This is a genomic window from Coprococcus sp. AM97-35 (assembly GCF_027697525.1).
GTDB classification, from domain to species: Bacteria; Bacillota; Clostridia; order Lachnospirales; family Lachnospiraceae; genus Allocoprococcus; species Allocoprococcus comes.
This window is the reverse complement of record NZ_JAQESL010000030.1, coordinates 19,622-28,962: the sequence shown is the minus strand read 5'-3', so window position 1 is coordinate 28,962 and position 9,341 is coordinate 19,622. Positions and strand designations below refer to the sequence as shown.

The following is a 9,341-nucleotide window of genomic DNA, read 5'->3' as shown; positions in this document are numbered from 1 at the left end:
GGATAGAGGGTTCGCCTCCTAAGCGAAACGCCGCAGGTTCGATTCCTGTCATGGACGCCAGTAAACAACGCTGTAAGCCTTTGTTTTCAAGGGTTTACAGCTTTTTTTGTTATCACGGACAGGGAAGCAATGTATAGCGGCTTATGTCCGTGAGAATTTCTAAAAGCCATTTATTTTGCAAGATAGCTTGCTAACACTCATTTAAGGTAGATGATGATTTCATGGATTTTTACGATATTTGCTAACACTTTTTGGTTAGCAGGTTTTTTCTGTTTGGAACAAAGCCCTTTGCTAACAGTTAGAAAGGGTTTCTTTTAAGAGCTTTTCTTTCATTTCCGGTGTCATGGATTTTAGCAATTCAAGCAGAAGTTTGTCATTGTCACTGATAGGCTCCTGTGCTTCTGAATGGAGATTGTGTTCAGGTTCCTCTGTATCAAGGGTGTCATAAAATTCTTCATCCAGCTTTTTTGCATTAAGCCGTCTGTCTTCATCCACGATTTCAGAGTAAACATCTGTTACCATTTCTGCTTCGGCGTGACCTGTATCTCCCTGAACAGACTTAATATCGCCATGTGTCATTTTGAGTTTATATTTTGTGCTTAAATGGCGTAAGCTGTGAAAAACAACAACTTCAAAATTGTGTTCCTCACACAGCGTTGTGAATCTGTCCCGAACAATGCGGCTTTCTACGGGATTCCCATTTTCAAGAGCAATAACAAGGTTATAATCGTTATAGGCACTTCCTAAAAACTCTTTCAATTCCTGCTGGTCTTTTTTGTATTGAACCAGTAATTGAGCAAGCGTTGTCGGCAGCCATACGGTACGATTACTTGTTTCTGTTTTGGGTGTTTTTAACACCAGCCTTGTAGTACAGTGGGGCTTCTGGGTTGGGAAAATTTTAATAATATCTTTTTCTTTCAGCTTTTGCATAGCTGATTGAGAAATTCTTGCCAACTCCTTATTGACGATAACTCTTGCATTATTATTTGCAATAGCTTCTTCATCAACAATCACATCATCCCAAGTAAGTCCTGTAATTTCACCTACTCTTAATGAGCAGGCAAACGCCAAGTGCATACAAAGCAGGAGTAAATCATCATCCACAAGTTTGATTGCTTCCTTAAATGTCTGTACATTCCAGACCTTACGTTTTACCTTTGGTACTTTGGGTAAGGTGGCTAAGGAAGCCGGATTCCGCATTTTGCTGTCCAGATATTCCCAACGGATAGCCTGATTTAAGGCACAGCGGATAATATCATGGATTTTCTTAATGTTGGCAGGCTGCACACAGCGACCAGTCGCTTTGCGGTTAGCACGAGGAACTTCTGGAACACTTAACAGGTCATTGTAATATTGAGAAAGTTTTTTCGTGGTGATTTCATTTAACTTCCAATCTCCAATAATAGGGTTGATATAGTTGTTAATTGAACTCAATTTACTGCTGTAAGTGTTGGCAGACCACTTCGATACGCCATATAGATTGACAAAAGTAACAAGAAATTCCTTTAAAGTGATTTCATCATCTGGGGTATCTATTGCTTGTTCTGCTTCCTCACGCTGATGGGCGAATTGTTCTTCTAAAGGGACGAGAACATATCCATAGGTTTGTTGATAAAATTCAATAAACGCTTTTCGTGCCTTTGCTTCTTTTTTTGTTTCTAGGGTGTCCCATTTCTGCTTTCTTTCGCCTGTATCATCCATATACCAGTAAATAACTGAAAATTTTGATTTTCTTTGTTTGATTGAAGCCATATTATCTCTCCTTAAATGATTATTCGTGTAACCATTTATCGAAAGATATTTTAGATACTCTAATCATCCTGCCAGCTCTGATATAGTGAAATTGACCGCTTTTGACTAAAGCATATGCCGACTTCATACTGATGTTTAAAAGAGCTGCTATTTCATCTATCGTATATGTCTTTTTTTCAGACGTTGTAATACCGTGTGTATTCTCTTTACCATCTAACATAAGATTAAGGCTCCTTTCTATGATGGTAACAGTAAAATACACCTCTCTAACACTTTGAGTATAACACAGGAAATTAAAGTTTTGTAGAGGTTCAGTGCATTTTACTGTGAGCAAGTCAGCCGAACAGCTTTCGCTAAAGCTCATGGGAATCTCACCCCTGCATGGTTCTCATCCAGCCGTACCCTTTGCCAGCGGTGCTACATCATCACACGGACTAAGGCTGTACGGAAGTATCATTATCACAATAGAAAGGTCATGGCGGCAGCTTTTGCGGTAAGCTGCTTATGGAACGCTGGCAGGAATCGCTATCCGGTTTCATCCCTCCTTTGGTGGGTCACGGCGTGCCAGCCCAACGGCTCTCTTTCTATCGAAACGTATTCGGCTGCTTTATGCTGCGTTGATTAGACGCTTTCTTTTTCAAGGAACAATCCGGCTTTGTCAGCCTGTTAAAATGCACTGGTGATAATGCACTTTAATAGACTGGCAAGCTCTGTCTGGGAAGCATGAGCTTGTCCATGCTTCCACAGGAGAGCGTTATTTCTAGTTGGGTTCCTTGATTTCAAAAGATAAAATCTTTGCAATCAGACGTGTTTCCATCCGGCGGCGTAGGGTTTCATCTACAACCATGTGGGTATTGCCATATTCATCTTTCATGGGACGCATGGAACGGCTGGCAATAAAACCGCTGTAATGGCGTACAATCTGGTTGACTGCTTCAATGTCACCATCCGCAGCCCTTACAATCACAGGAAACGGAATCATAGGGTGCTTTGCTGTCATGCTTCTTCCTCCATAAATTTTTTGATAAATTCCAGTCCGGCGTGTCTTCTTCTCTGGATGGTAGAACGGTTGACTTCCAGAATTTTTGAAATTTCTGTATCGTCAAATCCGAGGAAATAATATCTCAAGATAACATCGCGTTTCTTTCCGTCCAGATTTTCCAACGCTTCTGCTAACAGGCTGTTTTCAATACGGACAGTAAATCCATCCATTTCAAAAGTATGGAAGTGGGATGGATAGGTGTCTTCGGAAGAAAACAAGTTGACGGTGTAATCGTCCATATCACAGAACAGGGTTTCCCGTTTACACTGTCTGGACAACGCTTTAAGATAATCTTTGCGTTCATCCTCCATAGCGACTTTACAGATATAATCAAACTGGTTCTCTATGGTTGTCTGAAATTCAGATGGCTTCATCATTACTCACCCCCTTTCCAGCCTTGAAAGGGAGCGAGTTGATAGGAATTTCTGCTTCTTTCCCCCTTTTCGCTCTTAGTCCCGACAGGACAGGGGGTGCAGTTGCGTTTTGAGAAGAAAAATTTAAAAACTTTTTCTTCCAACTAAAAAAGCACGCAAACAGACGATATTTCTGCTTGTGTGCTTCGATAGTTCTTTCTATGTATTCTGAAAAACCACATTGAGGGTCAGACTTTTCTAGTGTAGGCGGATGGCTTTTTTTAACGGCTTACCGAATGTAGATATATTTAAGAAAATATTTTGCATAGCGGCTTCCTCCTGTAAGCCGCTTTCTGTATCAAGTAGTGGACTTTAAAAATCATCTGCATTTCAGGCAAAAAAGACGGCGGCTTTTGTTAAACCGTCGTCTGGAAATGATGATGTAATTTTTGACGCAGGGAAAGTATGCTGCCAAATAACGGTTTTTTTTTATTTCCGTTTCAGCAGCATAGTTTTATCTTTGGTACGCATAATAGGAACTGTACAACTGTATAATACGTTTTTCTATACCTGTCACTATTATAACAGGAACAGTAAAATGTATAGAGGTGGTGTATTATGCGTAAAAAAGAAGATAAATATGATTTCAGGGCGTTTGGGCTTGCCATAAAAGAAGCCCGTAAAAAACAGGGATTGACCCGTGAACAGGTGGGAGCAATGATTGAAATTGACCCACGCTATTTAACCAATATTGAGAATAAAGGGCAGCACCCAAGTTTACAGGTGCTTTACGACCTTGTATCTCTGCTGAATGTATCAGTGGATGAGTTCTTTTTATCCTCTGATAGTCTGGTAAAAAGCAGCAGACGAAGACAGCTTGAAAGCAAAATTGACAATTTTACAGACGCAGACCTTGTTATCATGGAAAGCGTTGCGGATGGTATTATGAAATATAAGCGAATGGAAGAATAATTCTTCCGTTGGCTTACTTTTCATTTTCTGGCACAATTTCTATATTTGACATATCCTCCTGCCCCGAAATTTCGTAATCGTAAGAAACTTTTTCAGATTCACTTTCTTCTGTTCTGTTTACACATCCACTAAACACAAAAGTAGAAAGTAATAAACAAATTATTAGTATAATCAATTTTTTCATTTTTTCACCTGCCTTAATATTCCTTGTTTGAGTTCTAACACAGCATCAGCTTTTTGAGCAACATCTTTAGAATGAGTAACAATAATGACACATTTATTCAATTTGTGGGCAGTTTCCTGTAATATTTGTGTGATTTCAGCGGCAGTTATTTCATCAAGATTTCCTGTAGGCTCATCTGCCAGTATAATAGGGACATCGGTAGCTAAGGAACGTGCGATTGCTACACGTTGTTGTTGCCCACCAGACAATTTTAAAATTGTTCGTTTTAGTTCTTTATCAGAAAGTCCCAGACGTTTTAAAAGAGGAACCACATCAACATCTTTCTTTGTTGCCAAAGTTGCATTTTCAATCGGCGTCATATAATCAATCAAATTATAATTTTGAAATATAAGAGAAACATGATTTTGTCTATGAGATTCCAATCCTATTTTTTTAATATCTTCATTTTCGTATAAAATAGTTCCGGTAGTTGGTATATCAAGTCCCCCTAGTAGTGAAAGTAATGTTGTTTTTCCGGAACCAGATGAACCTAAAATCGCATATACTTTTCCTAGTTCAAATGAAAAGGTAATATTTTTCAGCACGTTTGTATTTTTATCATAAGAGTATGATACATGATTACACTTAAAAATTGACATTTGTTCCTCCTTAACTCATACGGGCTAAAATTTCCCGTGGTTTTAAACGCATAACACTAATCGAAGATATAGTTACTGAAATAAAAATGATAGAAAAACCGATTGTGTATAATTGCAATATATCGGGCAAAGTAATTTCTACCTTAATATCAGGAGTAGCGGATTCTGAATCTTCTGAAACGCTAAAATCCAGACTTTTCATTTCTGTATGGTCTTCTTGTGTTGAAAGCTGCTGTTTTTCATTTTTTGTATTTTGTTGCAAAAGGGTATTTGCGATATTTCCAGAAATCATATTGCTTGTAACAAAAGATAAGGTAAAAGCTAAAATTGCTATCATTAAAACTTCAATAAGGTATTGTCCTAATATGCTGGATTTTTTTATTCCAATGGAGAGCAAAACGCCTGTTTCATGTATTCTCTCTTTTCCCCAAAGTGTGAGAATAAGTGAAAGAACAATAACGCTTGCGATAATGATTACAAGTAATAAGCCGATAACTAACTTATCTAAATTCTCTAAAGAAATTGCTGTGTTTTTGTAAACCTCATCATTAGCATAAATGTTATAAACATTTTCTTCATAATCAGGGAAATGTTTTACTTGCTCTATAATTTTTTCAATATCTTTAGGGTCATTTACGGTAACTTTTACTGTATCAAACCCTTGCACTGCAACACTATTTTCAAGTTCGACAATAGATTCTATATCTGTAAAAATTAAGTTTTGTATCTTATCATATGTTGGGATTGATTCTCCAACTTTTTCAAGTTTTTGTGCATGAAACAATCCAATAATTTCAAAAGATAGCTGCTTTCCGTTCTCATTTGTTACAATTAAGGAATCACCTAAATTTAAGTTGTTTTTTTCTGCTAAGTCTTTACACAGAATAACTTTGTGTATGTCATTGTCTAAAATATGCCTGCCTTCTATTAGTTGGATTTTTCCAGAAGTAAAGAAATTTTGTTCTTCTGAACGCCATACACCAATGCTTTTTACACAATGAGAAAGACTTTCATCTAATGGAACAGTTCCGGCAAATGGTAAAAGTTTATCAAAATTTATCAGACTTTCCGTTGTTGCATCACAGAATTTAACACCGGAAATATTCCGAATGTTTTCTACCATTTTTGATGTCACCTGTTCAGTCGAGTACATTAAAAGGTCGGAAGACCCATCTTCATTCTCACTTTCTTCTTCGTGATAATATGGATTTGAATCTGAATAATTGACATCAATATTGAAAGAACCGCCGATATTTTGTCTTAAATTTTTTTGAGCTTGTTTTGACGCACTTCCAATACTTAGTCCCGTTAGAACAAAAGTTGACAGAATTAAAAGGATGAAAAAAAGCAAAATACTCTTTCCTCTTTTGCGTGAAACATATAGAAATGCTCTCTTCATAAAGTTCATGATTTTTTATACCTCCTGATTTTTTATTTTGAATACAGGAATATCATAAATGTTCAATATGGAATGCATATGAAATGAATATAGAATTTAGGGCGAAAAAAAGCCCTCTGAAATTAGAGAGCTTTTGGCAGGAGGATAGAGAAACACATCCCTTTTTGTGATTCTGTTGGTAAAAATTCATATGAAATATGAAGTGATGAAAAAATAGTTGAGACAATGTAAAGTCCTAATCCATTTCCACCGCTATCACTATTGCGAGAAAAATCAGGACGGTAAAATGGTTCAAATATATGTGCTAATTGTTGTTTATCAATCGGAATACATTCATTTTCTACCGTTAAAGTATGTTCTTTTAAACAGACAAAAACACCCCCCTCATTTGGAGTATAGGTGACAGCATTTGCAATAATATTAGAAAATGCCCGACTAAATTGCTTTTGTGGAATCATTATCCTGTATTCTTGAGGAACATCTAACTTTAAATTGATACCATGAGTCGCAGCAATCAGTTTATATGGTTCACATACATTCAAAATTAAGTCTGATAAATTACATTTCGTAGAATCTTCCTGAGTAGTTTCCATATTTATTTTGGAAGTTTCTAAAATTTCATGAATCATGGTTGCAAGCTGTTCTACTATATCCTTACATTCAGGAAGATATGTGGAATAATCACAATAACTACCCACTCCTAAAATCATGTTTTCCAAGGTTGCATTTAAAGCGGTTACTGGGGTTTTTAATTCATGTGACGCTGCTCTTAAAAAATCAATTTTTGCCTGTTCACTTTCTTTAACCTTTTCCTTTTCTGCTTCAAGATTTTTAATAGTTGTAAATAGACGATAATATAATTGATTGATATTATCAGCCAATTCTCTCACTTCATCTTGAGAAGATACTATACAAACAGCAGATTTATCCATTTTAGACATTTGTTTTGTCACACTTGAAATTTTCCGAATTGGTGTTGTAATACTTTTTGAAAAAAAATAGGAACATATTGCACAAAGAATAATACAACAAAAAACAGAAAATGGTAACGCCTGCCAAATTGCCTGTGATACAAACTGCAAAGGGTCGATACTGCCATCTAATACATATTCACTTTGATTTGATATTACTGATGGAGTGTAATCTATAGCAATTCGTGGGGCAAGTAAATATAAAATCAGATGAGCTGCAATTATAATAAATACCATAATGCTGAATGTATATAAAAAAATTTTAGGCAATATTTTTAATCGTTTCATTCCACCACCTCATACTTATAGCCGATTCCTTTTACTGTTACAATACAATTAAGACGTAATTTTTTTCTCAAATTTTTAATATAAGTGTCTATTGTCCGGTCGATAATAGGGTAATCATATCCCCATAGTTCGTCAAGAATTTGTGAACGGGTCAAAACCAGTCCTTTGTGTTCTATAAGAAGTTTTAATAATTCTATTTCTTTTGGAGTAATGTCAATTCTTCCATTTTTATCATGGGCTGTATATCCAGAAAAATTGACAGTAACATCCCCGAAAGTAATAGTGTCTATAGACTGCATTTGTCCACAGCGGCGTAAAAGAGCGGTGATTCTTTTTCCAAGCAATACCATAGAAAAAGGTTTTGTTACATAATCATCTGCTAATTCATCAAAACTTTGTGATTGCGTATATTCATCCTCAATCGCTGTGAGCATAAGTACAGGTATAAGACTGCTTTTTCTTATTTCATGTAAAACAGCAATTCCGGTTAATCGTGGAAGCATAATATCTAAAACAATTAAATCTATTGTTGTACTATGAAATAATTGCAATGCTTCCTCACCATCATAAGCAGAAACAATGTTATGTCCGGTTGGTTTTAAATATTCACAAATAGCCATATTTGTTCTTTTATCATCTTCGACAATCAATATTTTAGCCATATATTCACCTCCATTTTTACTGTACAGCATTTATATGAAAAGAATATGAAATTAGATTGATAATTTAATTTTATTATAGAAAGATTTAGGAATTAAAACAAGAATTTATCTCACATCCAATAGTAAACAGATGATAAAAAGTCATCTGTTTACTATTGGAATATATAATCATTTCACAATCTTCCAGTTTTCCCCGTTCTTTTCCAGCACAAGGTCAAACTGTGATACCTGAGTTGTCATGGTCTGGTTATCCAGATATTTCACTGCAAGGGAAGCTGTCACCTGATTTCCGCTTCGATTGTAGACTGGATTCACCAGTTCTGAGAAAATATACTCTTTTCCCACAGGTTTCAGCACGCCCTCATTCACATAATAGGTCAGCTCCTTTGCGGTTGCCGTAGGGTACAGCTTGAAAAAGGTAGTGAGAAATTCGTTGATTTCCTCCGTGGTGATGGAATCCACCGTGCCGTCACTTTGTACCGCTTTTGGGGTGTAACCGGATTTTACGGCAACGCTGGTGATGGTTGGGTTCTGGATAATCGTCAGGTTTCCAAAGCCGTCCACATAGACCGTTACCTGATAGGCGGAACGGATGGTTTTACTGGATTCCCCCTCTGTGATACGCTGTTCCACCGTGTAGGTCACTTGATAATGCTGTTCCTTTTCTTCTGTGATTTCCCATATCTGAAAATCGGTCAGGGCAGACGATACGGGGATGTCCTTTCGGACAGTATCTACATTCAGGGCTTGCAGCTCTCCGGTGAGATACCCTTTTAAAGCATTTGTCCGGTTATCAATGGAAGCGGCAGACTGTTCCCATGAATAGTAGACTTCTGCGAAATTCTCCACAAAATTCTCTATCTTGTGGGTGTCGAGGATGGTTTCCTCAATTACTTTGGTTTCATGGACAGTATGAATGTCTATTGCCGTGAAATTCTTATAGACGGCAAACAGGAAGCTCACTGCCAGCAGCACCCACAGGGCAATCACGGTTTTTTTATGGGTATTGACTTTGTAGACTTTCAGTTTCTTTTCTTTCTGCTTTTTCTGGTTATCCTCTTTTCTAATCTGAATCATATC

The 9,341-nt window shown here is 36.8% G+C and carries 11 protein-coding genes; 1 reads left to right on the top strand and 10 read right to left on the bottom strand.

The window, feature by feature from the left end; translation table 11 throughout:
- Window positions 1-291: 291 nt before the first annotated feature.
- From PG840_RS14675 to PG840_RS14660, 4 genes are all read right to left on the bottom strand, one after another.
- Window positions 292-1,752 carry a site-specific integrase gene (locus PG840_RS14675; RefSeq protein ID WP_118516130.1) on the bottom strand — a complete coding sequence of 487 codons (1,461 nt, stop codon included), beginning with the start codon at window positions 1,750-1,752 and terminating at the stop codon, window positions 292-294.
- Between the two features lie 19 nt (window positions 1,753-1,771).
- Entirely contained in the window at window positions 1,772-1,972 is a 201-nt protein-coding gene (locus PG840_RS14670; RefSeq protein WP_226855234.1) for a helix-turn-helix domain-containing protein, read from the bottom strand.
- A gap of 540 nt (window positions 1,973-2,512) precedes the next feature.
- Complete coding sequence (locus PG840_RS14665) at window positions 2,513-2,752, bottom strand: helix-turn-helix domain-containing protein (RefSeq protein WP_118516129.1); 240 nt, start codon at window positions 2,750-2,752, stop codon at window positions 2,513-2,515.
- Window positions 2,749-3,171, bottom strand: a complete 423-nt coding sequence (locus PG840_RS14660; protein WP_022615780.1) for an RNA polymerase sigma factor — start codon at window positions 3,169-3,171, stop codon at window positions 2,749-2,751. Before PG840_RS14660 ends, PG840_RS14665 begins: the two co-directional genes overlap by 4 nt.
- 594 nt (window positions 3,172-3,765) lie before the next feature.
- On the opposite strand from PG840_RS14660, the gene PG840_RS14655 reads away from it, so the two are divergent.
- Window positions 3,766-4,119 (top strand): helix-turn-helix domain-containing protein, encoded by a 354-nt coding sequence (locus PG840_RS14655; RefSeq protein WP_005427039.1) that lies wholly within the window; start codon window positions 3,766-3,768, stop codon window positions 4,117-4,119.
- 13 nt (window positions 4,120-4,132) lie between these two features.
- On the opposite strand, the gene PG840_RS14650 is transcribed toward PG840_RS14655, so the two are convergent.
- The 6 genes from PG840_RS14650 to PG840_RS14625 all read right to left on the bottom strand — a co-directional run bounded on the left by PG840_RS14650 (window position 4,133) and on the right by PG840_RS14625 (window position 9,338).
- Entirely contained in the window at window positions 4,133-4,303 is a 171-nt protein-coding gene (locus tag PG840_RS14650; protein WP_005427037.1) for a hypothetical protein, read from the bottom strand.
- Complete coding sequence (locus PG840_RS14645) at window positions 4,300-4,941, bottom strand: ATP-binding cassette domain-containing protein (RefSeq protein ID WP_226855236.1); 642 nt, start codon at window positions 4,939-4,941, stop codon at window positions 4,300-4,302. Before PG840_RS14645 ends, PG840_RS14650 begins: the two co-directional genes overlap by 4 nt.
- 10 nt (window positions 4,942-4,951) lie before the next feature.
- Window positions 4,952-6,349: an ABC transporter permease gene (locus tag PG840_RS14640; protein ID WP_005427033.1), complete on the bottom strand. Its 1,398-nt coding sequence runs from the start codon at window positions 6,347-6,349 to the stop codon at window positions 4,952-4,954.
- A 113-nt stretch (window positions 6,350-6,462) separates the two neighbouring features.
- Window positions 6,463-7,599: a sensor histidine kinase gene (locus PG840_RS14635; RefSeq protein ID WP_270613812.1), complete on the bottom strand. Its 1,137-nt coding sequence runs from the start codon at window positions 7,597-7,599 to the stop codon at window positions 6,463-6,465.
- On the bottom strand, window positions 7,596-8,261 hold the full coding sequence (locus tag PG840_RS14630) for a response regulator transcription factor (protein ID WP_044925970.1): 666 nt from the start codon (window positions 8,259-8,261) through the stop codon (window positions 7,596-7,598). The genes PG840_RS14635 and PG840_RS14630 overlap by 4 nt, the downstream gene beginning before the upstream one ends.
- A gap of 168 nt (window positions 8,262-8,429) precedes the next feature.
- On the bottom strand, window positions 8,430-9,338 hold the full coding sequence (locus tag PG840_RS14625) for a conjugal transfer protein (protein WP_118516125.1): 909 nt from the start codon (window positions 9,336-9,338) through the stop codon (window positions 8,430-8,432).
- Between the last annotated feature and the right edge of the window lie 3 nt (window positions 9,339-9,341).

Bases quoted from the DNA above. Each gene is read 5' to 3' on its own strand.
- PG840_RS14655 (WP_005427039.1), top strand. From the start codon at position 3,766: ATGCGTAAAAAAGAAGATAAATATGATTTCAGGGCGTTTGGGCTTGCC.
- PG840_RS14625 (WP_118516125.1), bottom strand. From the start codon at position 9,338: ATGATTCAGATTAGAAAAGAGGATAACCAGAAAAAGCAGAAAGAAAAG.
- PG840_RS14635 (WP_270613812.1), bottom strand. From the start codon at position 7,599: ATGAAACGATTAAAAATATTGCCTAAAATTTTTTTATATACATTCAGC.
- PG840_RS14650 (WP_005427037.1), bottom strand. From the start codon at position 4,303: ATGAAAAAATTGATTATACTAATAATTTGTTTATTACTTTCTACTTTT.
- PG840_RS14670 (WP_226855234.1), bottom strand. From the start codon at position 1,972: ATGTTAGATGGTAAAGAGAATACACACGGTATTACAACGTCTGAAAAA.
- PG840_RS14630 (WP_044925970.1), bottom strand. From the start codon at position 8,261: ATGGCTAAAATATTGATTGTCGAAGATGATAAAAGAACAAATATGGCT.
- PG840_RS14665 (WP_118516129.1), bottom strand. From the start codon at position 2,752: ATGACAGCAAAGCACCCTATGATTCCGTTTCCTGTGATTGTAAGGGCT.
- PG840_RS14640 (WP_005427033.1), bottom strand. From the start codon at position 6,349: ATGAACTTTATGAAGAGAGCATTTCTATATGTTTCACGCAAAAGAGGA.
- PG840_RS14675 (WP_118516130.1), bottom strand. From the start codon at position 1,752: ATGGCTTCAATCAAACAAAGAAAATCAAAATTTTCAGTTATTTACTGG.
- PG840_RS14660 (WP_022615780.1), bottom strand. From the start codon at position 3,171: ATGATGAAGCCATCTGAATTTCAGACAACCATAGAGAACCAGTTTGAT.
- PG840_RS14645 (WP_226855236.1), bottom strand. From the start codon at position 4,941: ATGTCAATTTTTAAGTGTAATCATGTATCATACTCTTATGATAAAAAT.